This window comes from Streptococcus parasanguinis (assembly GCF_015557775.1).
GTDB classification, from domain to species: domain Bacteria; phylum Bacillota; class Bacilli; order Lactobacillales; family Streptococcaceae; genus Streptococcus; species Streptococcus parasanguinis_AA.
Genome location: NZ_JADNOY010000003.1, coordinates 131,548 through 152,833 on the forward strand (window position 1 = coordinate 131,548; position 21,286 = coordinate 152,833).

A 21,286-nucleotide genomic window follows, 5' to 3' on the forward strand; every position below is an offset into this window, starting at 1 on the left:
AAAATTATTAATAAATAAAGAAAATAAGTATATAATCTATACAAGAATAAAATTTGAGGAATGGAAGTAAGATGAGCAATACAATTGATATCTACTCAACTCCCGAATACAGAAAAGTGGAAGCCGTTGTTCAACTGATGGTTGACGGTCGCTTGACGAGCTATCGTGTCGCAACTGAAACAAACATCAGCAAAATGAGCCTAGCGACTTTGACGAAGGGAACGAGTAAAATCAAAAATATTACCTATCAAACGGCTTTGGCCTTGATTGATTGGTATGATGAGAATCATGAAAAGTATGGCATTACGATTGACTAGTCAGTAGCCCACTTTTCGTGGTTTTTTTCTTTTTCATCAAAACTTGCCTCCTCTCTGAGACTGAGGTCTGATTTTGCTTGAAGAGGATGGGGAAACTTGAAAAGACGGGCGAAATTTGATATAGTATAGCATATATGAAAATTAAAGGAGAAACATATGCAAGGCGGAAGTTTGCTAATTATGCTCGTTCTTATGGTCGGTTTGATGTACTTCATGAGCCGTAGCCAAAAGAAACAGTACCAAAAACGGATGGAAAGTTTGAATAAACTTCAAAAAGGAAATGAAGTCATCACGATTGGTGGCTTGTACGGAACCATCGATGAAGTCGATACAGATCGCAAGACCGTTGTCTTGGATGTTGATGGTGTCTACCTGACCTTTGAATTGGGAGCGATCAAAACAGTTCTTCCTGTATCAGAAGGAATCTCAGCTACTGCTACAGAAGGCGCTAGCTCAGATGCCGATTCAGCCATCGAAGAATAATCATCAAAGAAGAGGCAAAGGCCTCTTTTTTGGTGGGCAAATAGGACGATGTGATGAAGGAAAGCCTTGCTGGTTCAAAAAAGAGGCCAGAGTCCCTATTTTATGGGGATTTATGGTATAATGAAGCGATAAATATTGAAATAGGTAGAAAAACATGTTTCGTTTTAAGAAAAAAGAAAAAATCGAGATACCTTTAGAAGTCCCGAAACACATTGGGATCATTATGGATGGCAATGGTCGCTGGGCGAAAAAGCGGATGCAACCGCGCGTCTTCGGTCATAAGGCGGGGATGGAAGCTCTCCAAGAAGTGACGATTGCAGCAAAAAATATGGGGGTTCAGGTCTTGACGGTCTATGCCTTTTCTACGGAAAACTGGACACGCCCTGAAGATGAAGTCAAGTTCATTATGCACTTGCCGGTCGAGTTTTATGATCATTTCGTCCCCGAATTGCATCGCAACAATGTCAAGATTCAAATGATCGGTGATACCAAGAAATTACCAAAAGAAACGCTGGAGGCTTTGGAAAGAGCAGAAGCAATGACCCATCTCAATACAGGCTTGATCCTGAATTTCGCACTCAATTATGGTGGACGTGCTGAGATCACTCAGGCCGTGAAGCAGATCGCCCAAGAAGTCTTGGATGCGAAGTTCAGTCCAGAAGATATCACAGAAGAGATGATCGCAGATTCTCTCTATACCGAGAGTTTGCCACGCGTCCTAAGGGATCCAGATTTGATTATTCGTACCAGCGGAGAGATCCGTTTGAGTAATTTCCTTCCTTGGCAGGCTGCTTATAGTGAGTTGTATTTCACAGATGTGATGTGGCCAGATTTTGGAGAGGAAGCACTACGAAGTGCCATAGTAGAATATAGCCATCGCCATCGGAGATTTGGTGGTGTTTAGGAGAAGATGATGACGAAAGATTTACAAAAACGTGTGATTTTTGGAGGAATTGCCCTGCTCTTTTTCATTCCAACAGTAATGGTTGGAGGGGTGTTCTTCCAGATTGTGATTGGCTTGATCGCCATGCTAGGGGTTCATGAATTGCTCAAGATGAAGGGACTTGAGACAGCGACCTTTGAAGGAGCGCTAGCCATGTTAGCGGCCTTCGTCCTGACTTTGCCGATTGAGGACTACCTCCCTTACCTTCCAGCAGATGGCAATATGATTGCCTATGGTTTGGTTGTCTTGATTCTCATGGGGACAACTGTTCTTGCTCAGAATTACAATTATGAAGATGTAGTCTATCCCATTGCGTCTAGCTTTTATGTTGGACTTGGTTTCCATTCCTTAGTAGATGCGCGTATCGCTGGAATCGACAAAGTTCTTTTAGCCCTCTTTATTGTCTGGGCTACAGATTCAGGTGCTTACCTGGTCGGAAGTCAATTTGGGAAACGCAAGCTCATGCCTGCAGTCTCGCCGAATAAAACGATAGAAGGCAGTCTTGGCGGAATCTTGTCTGCAGTTGCGGTAACCGTGATCTTTATGATTGTGGATCGCTCTGTGGCAGGTGGACATGGTTTTCTTGCTATGATTTTCTTCACCATCCTCTTTAGTATTGCAGGTCAGTTTGGAGATCTGGTAGAGAGTGCGATTAAACGCCACTTCGGTGTAAAAGATTCTGGAAAATTTATTCCAGGACACGGCGGTGTCCTAGACCGCTTTGATAGTTTGATTTTTGTCTTTCCCTTGATGCATTTCTTGGGCTTGTTCTAAGACAGAAGAGATAGAAAGGAAACCACATATAGAACGATGCAGTTTATTGCCTTTATTGTTATTTTTGGAGTGATCGTTCTCGTTCACGAGTTTGGTCATTTCTATTTTGCAAAAAAATCGGGCATCCTGGTGCGAGAATTCTCGATCGGGATGGGTCCAAAGATCTTTGCCCATATTGGTAAAGATGGAACAGCTTATACCATTCGCATCCTGCCTTTAGGTGGCTATGTGCGTATGGCTGGCTGGGGTGAGGATACAACTGAGATTAAAACCGGAACGCCTGTCAGCTTGACGCTAAATGAGGCTGGGAAGGTCGTCCGGATTAATCTTTCAGGAAAGAATCTGGATCAGACAGCCCTTCCCATGAATGTGACCCAGTTTGACTTCGAAGACAAACTGGAGATTACGGGCTTGGTTCTCGATGAGACAAAGACCTATAGTGTCGATCATGATGCGACTATTGTTGAGGAAGATGGGACAGAAGTGCGGATTGCACCGAGAGATGTTCAGTATCAGAATGCCAGCATTTGGGGACGGTTGATCACCAACTTTGCGGGTCCTATGAACAACTTTATCCTTAGTATTGTCGTCTACTCACTTTTAGCCTTTATGCGCGGTGGTGCGATTGACTACTACAGCAACAACGTTCAGGTGGCACCCGATGGGGCGCTGGCTAAGGTTGGTGTTAAAAGTAATGTTCAGATCCTTCAAGTTAACAACGATACCGTCAGCAACTGGGATGAGTTGACAGATGCTGTCGAAAAAGCAACCAAGGATAGCAAGACAGCTCCTGAATTGACCCTGAAGGTCAAAGCAGACGGCCAAGAAAAAGAAGTCAAAGTGAAGCCAACCAAGTCAGGGAATCGTTATTATCTGGGTGTGACAAACGGCCTCAAGACGGGATTTGTGGATAAACTCTTGTCTGGTTTTACAGATACCTGGAATACAGCGACACGGATTTTGGGAGCTTTGAAAGATATCATTTTCCACTTTAGTCTCAATAAACTGGGTGGTCCGGTCGCTATCTACAATGCCAGCTCACAAGCTGCTCAATTAGGGATTCCGGCAGTCTTGTCTCTTATGGCCATGCTCTCTATTAATATTGGCATCTTCAATCTAATCCCGATTCCCGCTTTGGATGGTGGGAAAATCTTGATCAATTTGATCGAGGTCGTCCGGAGAAAACCACTGAAACAGGAAGTAGAAACCTATATGACGCTTGCAGGTGTAGCTGTAATGGTTATTTTGATGATTGCTGTCACCTGGAATGATATTATGAAATTATTTTTGAAATAGAAAAGGATATTGTCCATGAAACAAAGTAAAATGTTGATTCCAACGCTTCGCGAAATGCCAAGCGATGCCCAAGTCATTAGCCATGCTTTGATGTTGCGTGCAGGTTATGTTCGCCAAGTATCAGCTGGTGTCTATTCTTATCTGCCATTAGCAAATCGAGTCATTGAAAAAGCAAAAGGCATCATGCGCCAAGAATTCGAAAAAATTGGAGCAGTAGAAATGCTTGCTCCAGCCCTTTTGAGTGCGGATCTCTGGCGTGAATCTGGTCGTTACGAAACTTACGGGGAAGACCTCTATAAGTTGAAAAACCGTGAAGGCTCTGACTTTATCTTAGGTCCAACTCACGAAGAAACCTTTACCGCTATTGTGCGCGACTCCGTAAAATCTTACAAACAATTGCCATTGAATCTCTACCAAATTCAACCAAAATACCGCGATGAAAAACGCCCACGGAACGGTCTTCTGCGGACCCGTGAGTTCATCATGAAAGACGGTTATAGCTTCCATGCCAACTACGATAGCTTGGATGTCACTTATGATGAATACAAGGCAGCTTATGAGCGGATCTTCACCCGCAGTGGCATCGACTACAAAGCCATCATCGGTGATGGTGGTGCCATGGGCGGAAAAGATAGCCAAGAGTTTATGGCTGTTACACCTGCTCGTACAGACTTGGATCGTTGGGTTGTTTTAGACAAATCAGTAGCTTCCTTTGATGAAATTCCAGCAGAAGTCCAAGAAGAAATCAAAGCAGAATTGCTCAAATGGATGGTCTCTGGTGAAGATACCATTGCCTATTCAAGTGAATCCACCTATGCTGCCAACTTGGAAATGGCTACTAACGAATACAAGCCAAGTAACCGTGTTGTAGCGGAAGAAGAAGTGAAACGCGTGGAAACACCAGGTGTCAAATCGATTGATGAAGTAGCTGCATTCTTGAATGTTCCAGAAGAAGCTACTATCAAGACTTTGGTTTACATCGCAGATGGTGAGCCTGTTGTTGCCCTTCTCGTAGGTAATGATCAGCTCAATGAAGTGAAGTTGAAAAACCACCTCGGCGCAGACTTCTTTGAACCTGCAACCGAAGTGGAAGTGAAAGAATTATTAGGAGCTGATTTTGGCTCTCTCGGTCCAGTTGATCTTCCTGAAAATGTTAAGATTATCGCAGACCGCAAGGTCCAAGACAGCCGTAATGCAGTAGTCGGTGCCAATGAAACAGGCTACCACTTGACTGGTGTCAACCCAGGACGTGACTTTACTGCAGAATACGTCGATATCCGTGAAGTTCGTGAAGGCGAAATCTCACCAGATGGGAAAGGGTTCTTGAACTTTGCACGTGGGATCGAAATCGGTCACATTTTCAAACTCGGTACACGCTACTCCGCTAGCATGGGAGCAGATGTCTTGGACGAAAACGGTCGTGCAGTTCCGATCATCATGGGCTGCTACGGAATCGGTGTCAGCCGTCTTCTTTCAGCTGTTATGGAGCAACATGCACGCCTCTTTGTCAATAAGACTCCAAAAGGGGAATACCGTTACGCTTGGGGGATTAACTTCCCTAAAGAATTGGCGCCATTTGATGTGCATTTGATTCCAGTCAATGTCAAGGATGAAGCAAGCCTTGCTTTGACCGATCGGATCGAAGAAGCTTTGGTGAATAAAGGCTACGAAGTCTTGGTGGATGACCGAAATGAACGCGCTGGTGTCAAATTCAGCGATAGTGATTTGATTGGACTTCCAATCCGCGTAACAGTTGGTAAGAAAGCAGCTGAAGGCATCGTTGAAGTGAAAATCAAAGCGACAGGAGATACCATTGAAGTTCATGCGGACAATCTCCTTGAAACTCTTTCAATCTTGAACAAATAAGAAAAAGCTTTCTGAGCTCTCACCAGTGTGGTGATGAAACTCAGGAAGCTCTTTTTATTTTTCTTCTTTGAGGCCTTGATCTTTGAAATAGGTAAAGAGATCTTGAGGTTTGCCATTGAGGTATTTCTTGAACTCGGCTCTTTCTTCCTCCCCTTGATCCCCGTAGATGGAAGCAAACTCATCTTTCTTGATTTTTGAGAAGTCAGCTTGTAAGACCTTGGCATAGGATTGTTTATCTTTCGAAATTTGAATGCGGAAGCTAAGACCAGGCTTGCCATTTAAGCTTTTATAGATATCGCTATGTTCTAATTCTTCTTGGTAGATTTCCTTTAACTCGGAAAGATCCATGTCTTGCAAATCTGAGGAAATGGGTTCAAAACTAAGAAAAGTAAAAGAGACAATTTCATCTTTTTGTAGCCGATTTGAATTTTGTTTTGGTGGTGATCGCCGAGGTCACTAACAAAGGTCTTGTTTTGGACTTGCTCCTTTTTGGTTTGAGTGGCCTCTTGCTTGGAAGAAGCGTTAGTAGTCCCTTTGCCTTGTTGGCCTTGGCTACAAGCGGTAAGAGCTAGTAGACAGACAGAGACAAGTAGAAATTTTTTCATATATACTCCTTATAGGTTAATGGTGTTCGATCTTGTATGAAACAAGTTTTGAACAGGTTTCATTATACCATAAAAGTTTTAAAAATGAAAAAATATACAAAAGTCATCGAAATTTGCTTTTAAAAACACCTAAAATCAACAACTTTTATCTATGTGTTGAGTTAATATAAAAGGACAGAGTGTCTTCTTTTCTTTCCAGAAATAATACTAGTTGGAGACTATTAGGGCAAGGAATTCAGGAAATATATTACGATTTTATGACAAAATGTTACACATCTGTAACAAAGTTACAATATTTTATCAGTTACCCCTCTAAACTTGACATTCTGGCAATATTTCATTAAGATACTTTTAAGTAAATAATACAAAAAGGGAGCAAAAGGTAAAATATACAGTTATCTGGCATTTTACTAATTCGTACTAAAATGTATTGTTTATGAAAAAAATATAAGGGTATCAGCCCAAAAGGAGAAACACATGGCTCAAATTAAATTAACTCCAGAAGACCTACGTCAATCAGCACAACGCTATGCACAAGGTTCTCAAGACATCGATCAAATCCTTACTACTTTGACTCATGAACAACAAGTCATCGACGCAAACTGGGATGGATCTGCATTTGATAGCTTTGAAGCACAATTCAACGAATTGTCTCCAAAAATCAAACAATTCGCTCAATTGTTGGAAGACATCAACGGTCAATTGATCAAAGTTGCTGATATCGTTGAACAAACTGACCAAGATATCGCTGCACAAATCCACTAAGATAGTCTTGGAGGTGATCTTACTTCTTGTAGGTAGATCACCCTTTTGTCTTTTGATATATAGAAAATAGGGGTTAGATTCTTAATTCCTAACCCCTATTTTGTATCTATGAATTAGAAAAAGGAAAAGGTATGGAAGTTAAAAATAAAAAATGGTTAAAATACATTGGTCAGAGCGCAGTTGTGCTCCTTTTGATGGGATCTGTAGTGGGTCTTTATACGACGGTTCAAAAGGACCAAAAGCAAAACGAAGCCAAGACCGTACAAACGACAGAAAACACCAAGCTCAATATTGCGGTGGTCAATGAAGACAAGGCGGTTAAACTGAATGATAAAGAATACAACCTTGGGGCTAGCTATGTAAAGAATATCGAACGGGATAATTCGCAAAACTGGTCTGTCCTCCCTCGTGGAGCCGCTGAGTCAGGGCTTGCAGATGGCAAGTACCAGTTGATGATCGTCATTCCAAGTGACTTCTCAGAGAAGGTCTTGGAAGTGAACGCAGTCAATGCAGAGAAGACAACTGTGACGTATAAGGTCAATGCGGCTGGGAATTCTCAGGTTGAGAACGAGGCCAATAAAGTCGCTAAAGATATCGTTTCAGACTTGAATAGCCAGTTGGTTGATATGTATATGGTCAGTATTCTAAGCAACCTTTATACAGCTCAGAAAAACGTGGAGACAAGTAACAAGATCCAATCGACCAACATTGGTTCTTACCGAAGCAACTTGCTGGATTCGGCTTTAGATTCCAAAAATATCTTCCCGAGTCTCTATAGCTTGTCGACATCATCTGTCGAGTCGAATAATGCCTTGAAGACAGTTCTTGAGTCTTATACCCAGGCTTTTGATCAGTTGACCCAATCTCAGGATCAGTACGGTCAAAACTTCGACACATTGATTAAGCAACGCTCTGAGGACAAGATCAGCCATGAAGAGTTCATGAACCAGCTGATGTCTATGAATCAGTCTGTTGTCAGTGAAAAGACGCAAGAGTTGTATAAGAATTTACAACAAAACCAAGAAGCGATTACCAAGCAATTGAGTCAACCAGCTGAAACAGAAGGAGATGCTTCAGGGACCAAGACCTATGCAGGCTTGACCAAAGATGTGAATGATCGTGTGGCAGACCTCGAAAAAGGGATCAAGGCAGAACGTGACAAATTAGATGAGCACGAAAAGAACATCGAGTCTACTGTAAAAGCGAAGATCCTTGACTACTATGGTCTAAAAGAAGGAGACAAAGTCACCCTTCGTACCTTGATTGGGAAGACAAAAATCGAAACTCTCAGCAATGCTCGTAATAAAGCGGATGATGACATTCGTCAAGCAATTGAAAAACTTCCGTCTTTAGATCCAGCTAGTCTTAATCTGAATAAATATGGCAACCTCAATTCAGCAATTAATTTTGATAGTACTTTTGCTGGGACGATGGCGCAAGCAAATGGAAATGCTGATGAATTAAAAACTTTGGCTGCAGAAGTAGATGCCAAATCAACTGCAGTTGCCGATGTCCTCAATGCTAAATCTGGAAAACAGAAGGTTAGCATCCAAGTACCAGCAGGAGTCAAGGTTGATACTTGGACCTATGATGGACATACTTATGCAGGTAGTGGCGAGCAGGAAGTCGAACTGAAAGATGGCAAACAAATCCAAATTCACCTCGCTGAAGATGGAGGAGCTATGCCAAGCGCGATTGATGTTGAAGTTCTTGTGAATGGGGTTTCTTCAACCAGTGTGACCGTATCTGCAGAAGACTTGAAAACAGCTGTTGCTAACTATGCGTCGAAAGCTAGTGAAATCGCCTTGGATTATCAACGCGCAGGAGCATTGATCGATGCTTACTATCCAAAAGATGACAAGGGAGATCGTCAATCGCTCTATGATCCAATCGAAGATATGGATTTGACGGAAGCCTTGGTCAATGTCGTGAAATCCGCGGTTACAAGCAATATCAATGACTACCGTAAGAGTATTGAAACGGATGAATCTGGGGATGCAACGAAGAGTGTGAAAGCCCAGTTAGATGGTACCCTTAAACAGTTGCAAGACTTGGGACCACAATTGCAGGCTAATCTTCAAGCCATCGAAAACACCAACAAGGATCTAACCCAAAATATCAACGATCAATTGAAGCAGTATGCAGACCTTCAAAAACGCCTAGAAGAGATCTCAAAAGCGCAAGAAACAGTGACACAGGCTCAAACCAAGACCGATGCAGACTTGTCAGCTCTTGGTTCTGAATACACCTCCTTGTTGACTTCGACAGAAGGTGTTAAGAGTTCATCTCGTAGCAATGTGGACGCTGCCAACTCTACCAATGAAATCTTTAGCCAATTGAACAAAGAATTGGAAAGAGCCCAAGGCAATACAGAGAAATTGTCTAGCAATGCAGAGAGCTTGATGGGTGAATTCGATAAGGAATTGTCTGAAAATGGAAACTTCGTTGAAGCCTTCCGCAAAGTCTTCAACAATGCTTACGAAAATGGTGTGCCAAATGAAGTCTTGCTCGACTTCTTGTCAAATCCAGTTGCAGAGAAATCTTCTTCTGTGAAAGCGACCATCAACGTCTACCGTCCATTTATCTGGATCTTTATGCTAGAAATCTTGAGCCTCTTTACAGCTTATCTCTTTGCGACTCAGCCAATCATCCGTAAGGTGAAAGATCGCTTCAAATTAAATCGCTTGCAAGAATCAGATCTCTTGTCTGTCGGTGTCCTTGTGGGACTTTCTCTCATCCTTGGACTGGTGATCGGAATGATTTCAAGTATTCAACTCTCTGTTGGTCGTGAATATGTACCTTCATGGGTATTCTTAGCGGTTCTAGCAAGTTTTGTCTTGGTACAACTGCAATACCTCCTCTTGAAACACTTCCGTGTGATTGGAATGGGACTGGCCTTCTTCATGTTGATCAGCTATGTCTACCTATCAAGCGCGATCGGAACGACCGCGACCTTGTCAGGCCTTCCAGCACTGGTGAAAAATGTCAACCTCCTTTCTATTTTAGAAGGACAGTTTGCGGGTTACTTTGATGGACAAACAGCCGGTATCGGCGTCTTCTTCGGATTGTTGGTCTTCTTCGGTCTTTTGGCGGTTGCCAATATCTTCATTCCAAAGAAGTTTACTCAAACAAAGGAAATTGAATCAAGCTTATGAAAAAAATGATGTATCTTCTCTTTGTCTTTAGTCTCTTGCCAGTAGTTGTTGTTTCTGCAGATGATTTTATCGATAATCGTCTGCAGGTCAACAACTCACGTCTTGAGACAGAGCAGGAAAAGACACTCGGGGGCCAATTGGATGCGACTGAGTCTCTTTTCAATGAGAAGGATCAGAAAAAATTAGCAGATGAAAAACGCAAGCAAGAGAAACAATTGACCGATTCAGACGGCCAGTTGTTTTCTGCTATAAAGGGAAAGAAAAAAACAGGGCCTGAAGCGGACCTGTTCCAGCCTGAAAATCAAAAATTATCTAAATTCGAGTCCAATGTGGAGGACAATTCGGCCAGCTTGTCGGATTTTATTCCAGCCTTGCAAATGCTGGCTTGGAGTGCCCTTCTCTTTGGGATTGCTGGCTATATTTCCTATCGAATCTATAGAAAAGAGGCCTAAATGGAGCAACATATCAATGTCACCTTCCGTATGAATGGTGCAAGCCATGATCTCCGAATCCCAACACGGATGGAGGTGCGACGCTTGATTCGGGAATTGGATCAGATCTTTGGGTCTGCCATGGAACCTAGAAGCAAGTATCAGTTGCGCGTGGTAAATAAGGGCATCTTGCTGGATGAAGGCAAGGTGGTACAAGAGTATCCGATCACGAGTGGTGATCTGATCGAGATTGAGGAGTGGTAAGGTGAAAGAAGAACAATTTACACTGGAAGAACAAGTCTTCCGTTTTGAAAAAGAAGACACGAGCTGGCAGCTGGACCTCAAGCGTTCAGAAGTGGATAGCCAGGATTTACGCAATTTATGGATTTTGGATCTCCATCATCCCTTGTTTTTAGAGCAGAGCATGACAGCGGATCAAGACCAGATTCATCTGACCTATCAGACAGATGCTCTGGGCTTGAGTGCAGAAGAAATCCAAGAATTACCGGTTTCAGACCGTCTACGTCTAGCTATTAATGTCTTAGATTTGGCGCCAGCCTTGGAGCTTCCGGTGACCTTTATGTTGCATCCCATCAATTTGTTTGTGACCAAGGATGCGCAAGTCAAGATCGCTTACCGCGGGGTTCCGGGAATGATGGTGCCACGCAAGTGGGATCAGGTTGAATTCTTGCGCCAGGCCAAGTGTTATGCGGTCACTCTTTTTGGGGACTGGGATTTCATGGAGCTCTATCAAGGCACGCTCGAATTAGAAGATCTGCCAGATTTCTTGGTGGAAATCCGTGATGCTGCTAGCTTAGAAGAGATGAAAGTTCTCTTAGAGAAAGCCTACCAAGAACGCAAGGAAGAGGAAGAAAAGACCTTGACCTTGGTTTCAAGTCGTCAACACCGAATCTTTAAGTTGGCAACAATATGGCTTTCAGCTGTAGTGGCCCTCTTACTCTTGCCTTTGATCTATTTAGTCTTTTTCCAAGCACCCTTTAAAGAAAAGTTGCTTCAAGCGGATACAGCCTATCTCAAAGTAGACTACACCGGTGTGATCGATGAGCTAGAGGGAGTAGCTCCAAGCAGTCTTCCAACGACACAGAAATATGAGTTGGCGACGTCTTATTTGCAAGGCTTGAATTTCTCAGAGGACCAAAAGAAGGTCATCCTTAACAATGTTACGCTCAAGTCAGATAGCCTCTATCTCCACTACTGGATCTATATCGGCCGTCATGACTTTACCCAAGCGCTGGATACAGCCAAGCGGATCGACGATTCAGACTTGATTATCTATGCCCTTCGTAAAGAAATCAAGGCGACACGTGATAGCGAAAAACTCTCTGGTGAACAGCGCGAGAAGAAACTCTCTGAGCTTGAGGGTGAATACAAAAAATACTGGGATGCCCGCTCTAAACTCTTGGAAGCAGAGACAGATGAAACCAAATCTTCCACTAGCAGCTCAACAACAGCTTCATCTACAGAAGGCTCCTCAACAGAAAGTTCGTCTTCTACAACTGCAAGCTCGACTGAGTCTAGCGACCACAAGGAGTAGTCTATGAAAAAACGTATCATACTCTATAAAAAAGGTTTTCGCTATGAGCTAGCGCTAGAAGAGGGGAAAACAGCGACCGTATCGAATCAAGAAACAGCTCAGTTGACCCTGGCTTCGCAAGAAAATCCCCTTCATTTTCAATGGAGTCAAGGAGAAATCTTCTACCAGTATGGTGAAGACAAGGGTGTGCTTGAAAATAGTACGATCCTTGGGGATGTAGTCTGCTACTTGGCGACAGGAGAAGTCCATACCTATGAACTGCTAGACAAGGAAGAGATCCTTGTAGCAGATGAAAAGGGTGCGGATGTGCGCTTGCACTATCCAGTACGCTTTCTCCTTGTGAAAAAAGAGCAGACTTGGACTTGTCAGCTCTTATCTGGAAAACTCTACCATAACCACAAACTCGTCAGTGAAGCGACTTTTCCACTGGCCTTTGGGGATGAACTTGCCATTGGAGATGTGACCTTTAAGCTCTATCCAGAAGAATTTGGTGTGGAAGGGGCTGTCGAAGTAAGTCCTTATCTGGTGCCACGCTTGCATTCGCGTTACGACTTTTACAAGGACTATCCAGAGTACCACCGGTCTCCGCGGATCATCTACCGGAGTTCGGAAGACAAGATCTTGATCAATCCTCCGGGAGCGGAGCCTCAAAAGCCATCGGATGAACTCTTGAAGTTGATCATGCCACCCCTCATCATGGTTGGGGTGACCCTCTTGATCACCATTTTCCAACCACGGGGGCTCTATATCATCGCGACGGTATCCATGTCTGTGGTTAGTGTGATCTTTTCGGTCCAAGGCTTCTTCAAGAATCGTAAGAAATACAAAGAAGACAAGAAAGAGCGCGTGGAGCTCTACCATCTCTATCTCAAGGACAAGGCCAAGGACTTGGAACAGCTATCTCGGAAGCAGCGAGAAGGCATGTTTTACCATTTCCCAGCGATCGAAGATTTGACCAAGATGGTCAAACGCTATGACTCGCGGATCTACGAAAAAACACCGCTTCATTTTGACTTTTTGGCCTATCGTTTGGGCTTAGGCAAGGTTCCAACCAGCTATGAGCTCAAATATGGTCAGGAAGAGCGTAGTGGGAAGAAAGATGCATTGGAAGAAGAAGGCTATACTCTGTTCCAAGCTCATCAAAAGATCGACAATCTTCCGATTGTAGCAAGCCTAAATCGGGGACCTGTAGGGTACGTCGGTCCTCGCCCTATCGTGCTAGAACAGTTGCAACTCCTGGTTGCCCAATTAGCTGTCTTTCACTCTTACCATGATCTGACCATTATTCCGATCATTCCAGAAGAGGAAAAAGAAAGCTGGGATTGGATGCGCTGGTTACCTCATGCAACTCTGCAAGATATGAATGTCCGTAGCTTTGTCTACAATCAGCGGACACGCGATCAGGTCTTGAACAGTCTTAACCAAATCCTCAAGCTCCGCAAGGCGCAAAAAGAGGAAGAAAAAGCCAATGATACCAAGATCTTCCACCCGCACTATGTGGTCCTCATCACCGATGAAACCTTGATTTTGGACCATGTCATCATGGAGTTCTTCCGTGAGGATCCGACAGAGCTAGGATGCTCTATCATCTATGTGGCAGATGTGCTCTCATCTCTTTCTGAAAATATCCAAACCGTTATCTCCATCAAGGACCGCAACCAAGGGCAATTGCTCTTGCAAGAAGGGGTTCTTCGTGAGCTTGACTTCCAATTGGATCACTTCCCTGAAGGTTATGACAAGGAAGCCATCTCGCGTGGCCTTGCCCCTCTCAAGCATATCCAACAGCTTAAGAGTTCAATTCCAGACTCGGTGACCTTCCTTGAAATGTACCAGGCGGAAACTTTTAATGACCTCAAGGTCTTGAGTCGTTGGGAGAGCCATGCCCCTTACCAAAGTTTGGCAGTGCCGATTGGTCTGCGCGGGAAGGACGATTTGGTCTACCTCAATCTCCATGAAAAAGCCCATGGACCACACGGTTTGATTGCAGGGACAACCGGTTCTGGTAAGTCTGAAACCATTCAGTCTTATATCCTGAGCCTTGCCGTCAACTTCCACCCACACGATGTGGCTTTCCTCCTCATCGACTACAAGGGTGGGGGAATGGCCAATCTCTTCAAGGATCTGCCTCACTTGCTTGGGACCATCACCAACTTGGATGGCGCCCAGTCCATGCGGGCCCTAGCCTCTATCAATGCGGAGATCCATCGTCGGGAACGCCTCTTTGGTCAATATGGGGTCAACCATATCAACCAATACCAAAAGAAATTTAAACTCGGTGAAGCGACAGAACCGCTTCCTCACCTCTTCTTGATCAGTGATGAGTTCGCCGAACTCAAGGTCAACCAACCAGACTTCATCAAGGAATTGGTCTCTATCGCACGTGTCGGGCGTTCCCTCGGGGTGCACTTGATCCTTGCGACGCAAAAACCTTCTGGGGTCGTGGATGACCAGATCTGGTCCAACTCCCGCTTCAAGCTAGCCCTCAAGGTGGCAGACCGTGGCGACTCCATGGAGATGCTGCGGACGGCAGATGCGGCTGAGATCACTCAGACCGGTCGTGCCTATCTCCAAGTCGGGAATAACGAAGTCTATGAACTCTTCCAAACCGCTTGGTCAGGAGCAGACTACCAGCCTGAGAAGGACCAGCTAGGAATCGAAGACCATACCATCTACTTGATTAATGAACTGGGCCAATACGAAGTCCTCAACCAAGACCTATCCGGTCTGGATATGGCAGAAGAAATCAAGGAAGTGCCGACAGAACTGGATGTCATCGTGCAAGAAATCAACCACTTGCACCAACAAGAAGGCATCGCAGCTGTGGCCCAACCATGGTTGCCTCCGCTCAAAGAGCGGATCACGCTGGATGAGTTGGACAAGGTCGTGCCGATCGAGGCTTGGCAAAAACGGACAGCTCCAAGCGTCCTGATCGGGGTCGCCGATATCCCGCAAGCGCAAAAGCAAGAAGCAGTCGCTATCGATCTGTCAAAAGATGGCAATATCCTCCTTTACGGAAGTCCAGGTACAGGAAAGACCACTTTCCTTCAGACAGTCGCAATGGATCTGGCTCGCAAGCAGAGTCCAGAAAATCTGACCATGTACCTGCTTGATTTCGGAACCAATGGTCTAGCACCACTGAGCCAACTACCACATGTGGCAGATAGCCTCTTGCTGGATCAGACGGAGAAAATCCAGAAATTCATCCGGATCATCAACCGCGAGTTGGATCGCAGGAAGAAGCTCCTGTCTGAGCATGGTGTCGGCACCATCGCCCTCTACCGTGAAGTGACCGGTAAGCAAGAGCCAACCATGCTCATCCTCATGGATAGCTATGAGTCGATGAAGGACGAGCCTTATGAGACAGATCTCTTCAAGCTCTTCATGCGGATCTCTCGTGAAGGTCTCAGCATCGGTGTGCACTTGATCATCACAGCTAGCCGTCAGAACAACCTACGGGCCCAGCTCTATTCAAACTTCAAGCACCAGCTGACCTTGCCACAAAATGATATCTCTGAAGTCCGCGGTATCGTGGGAGCAACCCCACTGGCGTCTACTATGGAAGACATCAAGGGACGCGCGCTCATGAAACGTGACGAAGTCGATGTCGTCCAGTTCGCCCTACCAGTCGCAGGGGACAATGATATCCAAATCATCAACAATCTCCGCGATCAAGTCCAAAGTCTCAAAGAGATGTGGACAGGCCGCACCCCAGCAGGTATTCCAATGGTGCCAGATGAGTTGACAATTCAGAACTTTATGAGTATGCCAACTACCAGAAAAGTGATCGAGGATCATCAATTACCAGTTGGTCTTGAGTTAGAAGAAGTTGAAACAATTGGACTTCCAATGAAGAAACTGAAACACTTGATGTTGCTCTCTGATAAAGATAGTTCATTGTCACTTGTTACGAAACATATGATTCGAACAGTTGTTGAAACTGTTTCAGGTCATAAGGTCACAATATTAGATCCAACGGATGAATATAAAACATTCGTTGCGAGTGTTAATAACTATGTTCCGTCAACATCTGATTTTAAGTCGGTTATTGAACAATTAAAAGAACAAGTTCATTATGCACGACAAAATGGTGGCGACTTTGAACATTATATTTTTATCACCGATATGGGACAATTTGTATCTGAAAGCGGAGTAGAAACAAATGACATTGGTCTATTAATGGAAGAAGGACTTAAAGTAGGGTTACACTTTGTATTCAGTATGCATAAGAACTTTATTTCCGCTTATAATGATACTGCTAAATATTTGAAGTCCCAACTAGATACAGCTTTGATTGCCATGAAGATGTCGGATCAGACTATCTATACTCGAACAAGCATTGGACGTGAGGAAGCTCTACCAGAAGATCAAGTATATCTACACTATCAAGCTTCTCAGACGAAATTGAAGATTACGAAATGAGGAAAAAATGGATAAAAAATTTGAAGAAATGTCTTTCGATGAACTAAAATTATACCGTCGTGAAGGATTATGGCGTTCCTTAGGGATGCTATTAGTAATTGTAATTATTATTGTGGGAATGGTATTCATGGAAATTGGACATGTTCCATTTTCTAACAGTAATAGGTTTAGAATAATTGGTATTGTTGTCGCTATTGGATTAATGGCATATTTACGTCCATTATTTGGGGCTAATCAAGTAATGAGGAATAATCCAGAATGGGTAAAAAAATCAGGAATAAGTGCTAAAATTCCACTACCAAGAATTTGGCATATAAAAAGATTGGCTGTTATTGGATCGAGTATTTTAGTCGTTTTGATTAGCTTTTTTACACTGTATAACCCACAAAAAATAAATAGTACCCCAACAGATGTTCCAGAAAGTGTATATAAGCAACATGAACAGATTGATGTACCCGATATAGTAACTCCAAGTGAGGAGGAATCAAACGTCCAAGGAGGTAACGATCAGTGACAAAATCGAAATCACAAGATGCACAACTAAAAAGTAGAATTACAAAGAATGAAGCAAAAAAAGCAAAGTATGAGAGAGTAAGAAATTCAATAAGTAGTCATGGATTGGATTACAAAAAAGAATTAGCAAAGATTAATAGTTTTATAAAAAGAACGCAAAATGCAATTGATAAATTAGATTCTAATGATGGCTATGCATATTTATCAGACTTAAAAAGTAAATTAACAAAAGATATTAAGGTGATGAAAGAATATCGTGATTTTGTAAGAGATTCTAATACTTCATTTGTCAACCTTTATTCAACCTTAGATTCTAAAATTTCATCTCTAACCACTGAAATTAATCGAGATAAGGATAAATTTAATGAGGGGCACATTCCATTAGTGGACGAATTCTTGTTCCACTGGTAAATTTTGATTTCTCATAACGAAAGGAGATACTATGGCAAGTATTATGAATACCAATATCAATGATGGTGGAGGCGCTTGGGGAAGTGCAGATACAATTCAATATGAAAGTAGTAATATTTCAAGTATAAAAAGTGATTTACAACAAGCAATTTCATATTTAGATGAAGTAAAAATTCAAATAGGTAATTTGGAATCTTATGATAGTCAATGGAAAGGGAAGGCAAAAGGGACATATGTTGATTTAAAAACAATTCTAAATCAATATTATACTGATTATAGAGTTAGTGTAGAAAATTTAAAAACATGTGTAAATGGCTTGGAAACCCTTTTAAATGATATTCCGTCGGCAGAGGTAATAAAGGAGATAAAGAACGCATGATAAAATTAACAATAGAGGCTTTATATACTCTGCAATTGATGAACGATAAATCTAATGATTTACCATTTTTGCCATTGCCTGTTTCTGATGAAAATGAATCTAGAAAATCTCAATTAAAAAAAATACTAGAAAAAGGATATAAAGATTTAGAGGAAATTGGTTTACTTGAAGAAGGCCGGCCAACAGATGACTTTGTAAAATTTGGGTATTATGTAGAGTTGTATAATCAAAATTCTTACCATTTTCAAATTGATAGCAATTATTTTTGTGCACCGGGTGTTGACAAAGAAAAAAAAATGGCTATTGTCATTAAGCAAGTAGGTGATAATGAGTATATTATTGATTACTTTAATACCATTGCTTTACTTAGTATACTTTTAGAGAATCATGAAATTTTACATCATTTAGCTGATAAAAAGAAAAATTATATGAAATCAGAATGGGAGCCTTATTCTTTTATGAGACTACAAGCTTATTACCAAGATTCAAAAATGATACGTTTGAAAACTGAAGAATTAGGCAAGGTTATTAATGATGTACTTTTCTTTAACTCAAAGAGTGGTTTGTTTGAATATGATTTGAAAAGTGAAAAAATACGATCTGTTTCAGTAGATCAATTGAAGACTACCCTGATTCATGGGATGAAAGTGAGTATCTAAATGAAAAAATCTAAGTCTAAGATGGAAGAAGTTAAAACTGGAAATGGCGAAAATGGAACGATTTCTTTAGAATTGAATGCTCAATCAGAATTGATTTTGAAGGCTTATAATATTGTTATTGCTTGTCAAAATCTAGTCTCCTTTATATCTAGTGTGGTCAGTACTCTACCTGATGTGAGCAGTGAGGGAATATTCAAGAAATATATAGGAAATGATGGGGATCTCAATTTATACATTTTAAAAGCTCAAGAAATGGAAACCTTGGCAAATGTTCTTCATCAGTTCTCATTAGATACATATTCTAAATTTATAGAAATGGATAATATACAAGCATTGCAGATTGCAAACCTGGTATTAAATACTAAAGTACCATCCACTGCAAAAGTATCTGATGAACAAAAGAATAAAATAGCTGTTTCTCAGGAGTATATTCGCAAAAATCCCAACCAGGCATTTGAACAATTAAAGACTCAAAAACAGGAATGAGGTAACTAATGACGAAATATTATTCAAATAAATCGGATTTTGAATCTGGGTCAGGTACAACTACGAGTGCAGGTACTGGATATATGAATTACGGGGGGTATGGAGATCAAACGGGTGATACACAGGTAACAAATCTACTTAAAGATATTAAAGAAGTGACCCAAGTAGTACAAGATGAGGGAGTTTCGGATCTATATAAACAAACTGGAGAAGCGTCTCTTGGTAAGGATATGCCTTCTAATACCTTTACTACTTCATATAATCGAGCAGAAAAATTACTGGATTTAGCGAAACGAGTTCACGGTGAAGTGTTAGAGAGAATAGACGGTAAATTTACAAAAGGAATTGATGAGAGTCTAAAATCTCTAAATAAGGTGAATGGTAGTGATAAGCCATATAAAACAAAGAACCTTACATATCAAAAATCTATACCATATACTGATGAAAATGGGAATTTGTATTATTACCAGCAAACTGAGACATATACTTTATCAGAATTACTTGATCAAAAAGCTAGTCCTATTAAGTCAACACAGAAAGTTTATAAAGAAAAATTAAAACAATTTCGAGATAAAATTAACAATGCCACTGATATGAGTGCAAAAGAAATTGAAAAATATAAAAAAATGAGTGATAAGGAATTGATGGCTACCTTTTATCATGGGCAAATATCAAATTACTCAGGTTTAAAACATTTTAAGTGGCAAGAAGATAATAAGGAATGGTTAGAACCAGTAGAGAAATATTTAGGAATAGGACTTTTTGCAGTGTCAGCAGTTGCTACAGTATTCTCATTTGGGACAACTTCTCCAGCCTTAGCAGCAACAGCTGCTTTTGTAGCTACAACTTCAGGAACTATGGGAACGACCTACTCGCTTGTAGACGGTGGTTATTCGGCTATTACAGGTAATACCTTAATTTCTGGGACAGAGCTTGATTTTGATGATAGAGTCTGGGCTGCTGCAGAAGCTTTTGCATCAGTATCTTCCTTTGGAGTGGGAAAAGCATTCAAGTTTGCAGGGGCTGCTGATGATACCCTAGCTAAGGTAGCTAAGACGACGGGAGTGGTTGAGGATACTGTAAACCTGTCACACATTGGTTATAATGCAGTTGTAAAAGGTGAAGACCCAACTTTATCGTTAGTTACTTTTGCAGGCGGTAAGGTAGTGGGAGATATTTCTAAACGAGCAGAGGCAAAATGGAAGAATTCAGGATCTCAAAATGGTAATATTGATGCGGTAACAAGTCCGAAAGATTTATCCACTATAAAAGGTAAAAATGTGGATACTGATGTACCAGTAAAACCTCATGTTGATGTGGAAACATCAAAAATCAAACCGGTTGAAGCAGTGGCTGGAGCAGCAACTGCAGTTCCAAAATCCAAGAAACCAGATATTGATGTGTTGACAAAACCGAAAGATTTATCTACTATAAAGGGTGAGGCTGTTGAACATGTAGGAACAACTAAGCCGAAGGTTGAGTTGGATGTGCCAGAGGTGAAGGAACCAACAACTCGAGAAATCATTGACTCTAAACTGCAGGAGTACGGTGTTTCTTGGGATGAGTTTAATCGACTAAGGAATACGCATGTGACAAAAATGACACCGTCTGAATATGATATGATGCTTGATATTCGTAATACACTTCCAAAACCGGATACTTCAACAGTAATGCAAAAGATTATGCCGATTGATGCTGAGGGTTGGATGTTTAATCAAGAAGAAGACGCGACCGCTGGTGGTTATGTAGCGAAGCGTTCAGATGTTAAAAATATTACAAATATTCATGAAGCGGTTGAAGGATTACGTCTTGACTATGAGGGTTCTCCTTTTGTTGAAACTATGATTGATTCCAATGGAAATAGGGTGGCAGTACGTGATCAGAATGGTAATTTGAAGCTTAAAACAGACGCATACCTTCGTTTAGAGTACACGACTGATGAAACTGGTTATATTACGATTCCATATGGGGATATGGATGGAAATTTACTTGATAAAGATGGTAATATTATAATGGATTCTAAAGGTAAGCCTGAGAAAGTAATCGACCCTGCAAGCGGAAATGGTTTTATAAAATCAGATTCAGATGAGTTTTTGGTTCCAGAATATCGTCATTCAGATAGAAGTAGACTTAAGCAAGGTTCCAAATTATATCTAAATGTTGGCGGAGAAGAAGTCTTAGTTGGTATAGTTGGTGAAGATGGTAAAATGGTGTATGTGAAGGGATAGT

At 41.9% G+C, this 21,286-nt stretch carries 20 protein-coding genes; 18 read left to right on the plus strand and 2 right to left on the minus strand.

Annotation, left to right across the window (positions count from 1 at the left end; translation table 11 throughout):
• Positions 1 to 71: 71 nt before the first annotated feature.
• From I2F76_RS05435 to I2F76_RS05460, 6 genes are all read left to right on the plus strand, one after another.
• A complete protein-coding gene (locus I2F76_RS05435; protein WP_003009969.1) occupies positions 72 to 317 on the plus strand; it encodes a hypothetical protein in 246 nt (81 codons plus the stop codon).
• Positions 318 to 473: 156 nt separating this feature from the next.
• A complete protein-coding gene (yajC, locus tag I2F76_RS05440) occupies positions 474 to 800 on the plus strand; it encodes a preprotein translocase subunit YajC (protein ID WP_003004444.1) in 327 nt (108 codons plus the stop codon).
• A 154-nt stretch (positions 801 to 954) separates the two neighbouring features.
• Positions 955 to 1,704, plus strand: a complete 750-nt coding sequence (locus I2F76_RS05445; RefSeq protein WP_024054624.1) for an isoprenyl transferase — start codon at positions 955 to 957, stop codon at positions 1,702 to 1,704.
• A 9-nt stretch (positions 1,705 to 1,713) separates the two neighbouring features.
• A complete protein-coding gene (locus I2F76_RS05450) occupies positions 1,714 to 2,517 on the plus strand; it encodes a phosphatidate cytidylyltransferase (RefSeq protein ID WP_024054625.1) in 804 nt (267 codons plus the stop codon).
• A gap of 36 nt (positions 2,518 to 2,553) precedes the next feature.
• Entirely contained in the window at positions 2,554 to 3,813 is a 1,260-nt protein-coding gene (rseP, locus tag I2F76_RS05455) for an RIP metalloprotease RseP (RefSeq protein WP_024054626.1), read from the plus strand.
• A 15-nt stretch (positions 3,814 to 3,828) separates the two neighbouring features.
• A complete protein-coding gene (locus I2F76_RS05460) occupies positions 3,829 to 5,679 on the plus strand; it encodes a proline--tRNA ligase (protein ID WP_023919525.1) in 1,851 nt (616 codons plus the stop codon).
• Between the two features lie 54 nt (positions 5,680 to 5,733).
• Here I2F76_RS05460 and I2F76_RS10550 read toward each other — a convergent pair whose 3' ends face one another.
• Together I2F76_RS10550 and I2F76_RS10555 are read right to left on the minus strand one after the other, a co-directional pair.
• On the minus strand, positions 5,734 to 6,027 hold the full coding sequence (locus I2F76_RS10550; RefSeq protein ID WP_229289692.1) for a hypothetical protein: 294 nt from the start codon (positions 6,025 to 6,027) through the stop codon (positions 5,734 to 5,736).
• A complete protein-coding gene (locus I2F76_RS10555; RefSeq protein ID WP_229289695.1) occupies positions 6,009 to 6,284 on the minus strand; it encodes a hypothetical protein in 276 nt (91 codons plus the stop codon). The genes I2F76_RS10550 and I2F76_RS10555 overlap by 19 nt, the downstream gene beginning before the upstream one ends.
• A gap of 477 nt (positions 6,285 to 6,761) precedes the next feature.
• Between I2F76_RS10555 and I2F76_RS05470 the strand changes: the two genes are divergently transcribed.
• From I2F76_RS05470 to I2F76_RS05525, 12 genes are all read left to right on the plus strand, one after another.
• A complete protein-coding gene (locus I2F76_RS05470) occupies positions 6,762 to 7,049 on the plus strand; it encodes a WXG100 family type VII secretion target (protein WP_049474440.1) in 288 nt (95 codons plus the stop codon).
• A 131-nt stretch (positions 7,050 to 7,180) separates the two neighbouring features.
• On the plus strand, positions 7,181 to 10,204 hold the full coding sequence (gene esaA / locus I2F76_RS05475; RefSeq protein WP_195487401.1) for a type VII secretion protein EsaA: 3,024 nt from the start codon (positions 7,181 to 7,183) through the stop codon (positions 10,202 to 10,204).
• Entirely contained in the window at positions 10,201 to 10,656 is a 456-nt protein-coding gene (gene essA / locus I2F76_RS05480; protein WP_070465180.1) for a type VII secretion protein EssA, read from the plus strand. Before esaA ends, essA begins: the two co-directional genes overlap by 4 nt.
• Positions 10,657 to 10,899: an EsaB/YukD family protein gene (locus tag I2F76_RS05485; protein WP_013904565.1), complete on the plus strand. Its 243-nt coding sequence runs from the start codon at positions 10,657 to 10,659 to the stop codon at positions 10,897 to 10,899.
• A 1-nt stretch (position 10,900) separates the two neighbouring features.
• On the plus strand, positions 10,901 to 12,190 hold the full coding sequence (gene essB, locus I2F76_RS05490) for a type VII secretion protein EssB (protein WP_195487402.1): 1,290 nt from the start codon (positions 10,901 to 10,903) through the stop codon (positions 12,188 to 12,190).
• A gap of 3 nt (positions 12,191 to 12,193) precedes the next feature.
• The gene (essC, locus tag I2F76_RS05495; protein WP_195487403.1) at positions 12,194 to 16,609 is read left to right on the plus strand and encodes a type VII secretion protein EssC; all 4,416 of its coding nucleotides are present in this window, start codon (positions 12,194 to 12,196) and stop codon (positions 16,607 to 16,609) included.
• A gap of 7 nt (positions 16,610 to 16,616) precedes the next feature.
• On the plus strand, positions 16,617 to 17,123 hold the full coding sequence (locus tag I2F76_RS05500) for a hypothetical protein (protein WP_195487404.1): 507 nt from the start codon (positions 16,617 to 16,619) through the stop codon (positions 17,121 to 17,123).
• Positions 17,120 to 17,533: a hypothetical protein gene (locus tag I2F76_RS05505; protein WP_195487405.1), complete on the plus strand. Its 414-nt coding sequence runs from the start codon at positions 17,120 to 17,122 to the stop codon at positions 17,531 to 17,533. Before I2F76_RS05500 ends, I2F76_RS05505 begins: the two co-directional genes overlap by 4 nt.
• 31 nt (positions 17,534 to 17,564) lie before the next feature.
• On the plus strand, positions 17,565 to 17,912 hold the full coding sequence (locus I2F76_RS05510) for a hypothetical protein (protein WP_195487406.1): 348 nt from the start codon (positions 17,565 to 17,567) through the stop codon (positions 17,910 to 17,912).
• Positions 17,909 to 18,571: a hypothetical protein gene (locus I2F76_RS05515; protein ID WP_195487407.1), complete on the plus strand. Its 663-nt coding sequence runs from the start codon at positions 17,909 to 17,911 to the stop codon at positions 18,569 to 18,571. The genes I2F76_RS05510 and I2F76_RS05515 overlap by 4 nt, the downstream gene beginning before the upstream one ends.
• The gene (locus I2F76_RS05520; RefSeq protein WP_195487408.1) at positions 18,572 to 19,057 is read left to right on the plus strand and encodes a hypothetical protein; all 486 of its coding nucleotides are present in this window, start codon (positions 18,572 to 18,574) and stop codon (positions 19,055 to 19,057) included. It abuts the gene before it with no gap.
• Between the two features lie 8 nt (positions 19,058 to 19,065).
• A complete protein-coding gene (locus I2F76_RS05525) occupies positions 19,066 to 21,285 on the plus strand; it encodes a hypothetical protein (protein ID WP_195487409.1) in 2,220 nt (739 codons plus the stop codon).
• The last annotated feature ends 1 nt before the right edge of the window (position 21,286 follow it).

What these genes read in the sequence shown, in the direction of transcription:
- I2F76_RS05435 (WP_003009969.1), top strand. Translation starts at nt 72, where the DNA reads ATGAGCAATACAATTGATATCTACTCAACTCCCGAATACAGAAAAGTG.
- yajC (WP_003004444.1), top strand. Translation starts at nt 474, where the DNA reads ATGCAAGGCGGAAGTTTGCTAATTATGCTCGTTCTTATGGTCGGTTTG.
- I2F76_RS05445 (WP_024054624.1), top strand. Translation starts at nt 955, where the DNA reads ATGTTTCGTTTTAAGAAAAAAGAAAAAATCGAGATACCTTTAGAAGTC.
- I2F76_RS05450 (WP_024054625.1), top strand. Translation starts at nt 1,714, where the DNA reads ATGACGAAAGATTTACAAAAACGTGTGATTTTTGGAGGAATTGCCCTG.
- rseP (WP_024054626.1), top strand. Translation starts at nt 2,554, where the DNA reads ATGCAGTTTATTGCCTTTATTGTTATTTTTGGAGTGATCGTTCTCGTT.
- I2F76_RS05460 (WP_023919525.1), top strand. Translation starts at nt 3,829, where the DNA reads ATGAAACAAAGTAAAATGTTGATTCCAACGCTTCGCGAAATGCCAAGC.
- I2F76_RS10550 (WP_229289692.1), bottom strand. Translation starts at nt 6,027, where the DNA reads ATGGATCTTTCCGAGTTAAAGGAAATCTACCAAGAAGAATTAGAACAT.
- I2F76_RS10555 (WP_229289695.1), bottom strand. Translation starts at nt 6,284, where the DNA reads ATGAAAAAATTTCTACTTGTCTCTGTCTGTCTACTAGCTCTTACCGCT.
- I2F76_RS05470 (WP_049474440.1), top strand. Translation starts at nt 6,762, where the DNA reads ATGGCTCAAATTAAATTAACTCCAGAAGACCTACGTCAATCAGCACAA.
- esaA (WP_195487401.1), top strand. Translation starts at nt 7,181, where the DNA reads ATGGAAGTTAAAAATAAAAAATGGTTAAAATACATTGGTCAGAGCGCA.
- essA (WP_070465180.1), top strand. Translation starts at nt 10,201, where the DNA reads ATGAAAAAAATGATGTATCTTCTCTTTGTCTTTAGTCTCTTGCCAGTA.
- I2F76_RS05485 (WP_013904565.1), top strand. Translation starts at nt 10,657, where the DNA reads ATGGAGCAACATATCAATGTCACCTTCCGTATGAATGGTGCAAGCCAT.
- essC (WP_195487403.1), top strand. Translation starts at nt 12,194, where the DNA reads ATGAAAAAACGTATCATACTCTATAAAAAAGGTTTTCGCTATGAGCTA.
- I2F76_RS05500 (WP_195487404.1), top strand. Translation starts at nt 16,617, where the DNA reads ATGGATAAAAAATTTGAAGAAATGTCTTTCGATGAACTAAAATTATAC.
- I2F76_RS05510 (WP_195487406.1), top strand. Translation starts at nt 17,565, where the DNA reads ATGGCAAGTATTATGAATACCAATATCAATGATGGTGGAGGCGCTTGG.
- I2F76_RS05515 (WP_195487407.1), top strand. Translation starts at nt 17,909, where the DNA reads ATGATAAAATTAACAATAGAGGCTTTATATACTCTGCAATTGATGAAC.
- I2F76_RS05520 (WP_195487408.1), top strand. Translation starts at nt 18,572, where the DNA reads ATGAAAAAATCTAAGTCTAAGATGGAAGAAGTTAAAACTGGAAATGGC.
- I2F76_RS05525 (WP_195487409.1), top strand. Translation starts at nt 19,066, where the DNA reads ATGACGAAATATTATTCAAATAAATCGGATTTTGAATCTGGGTCAGGT.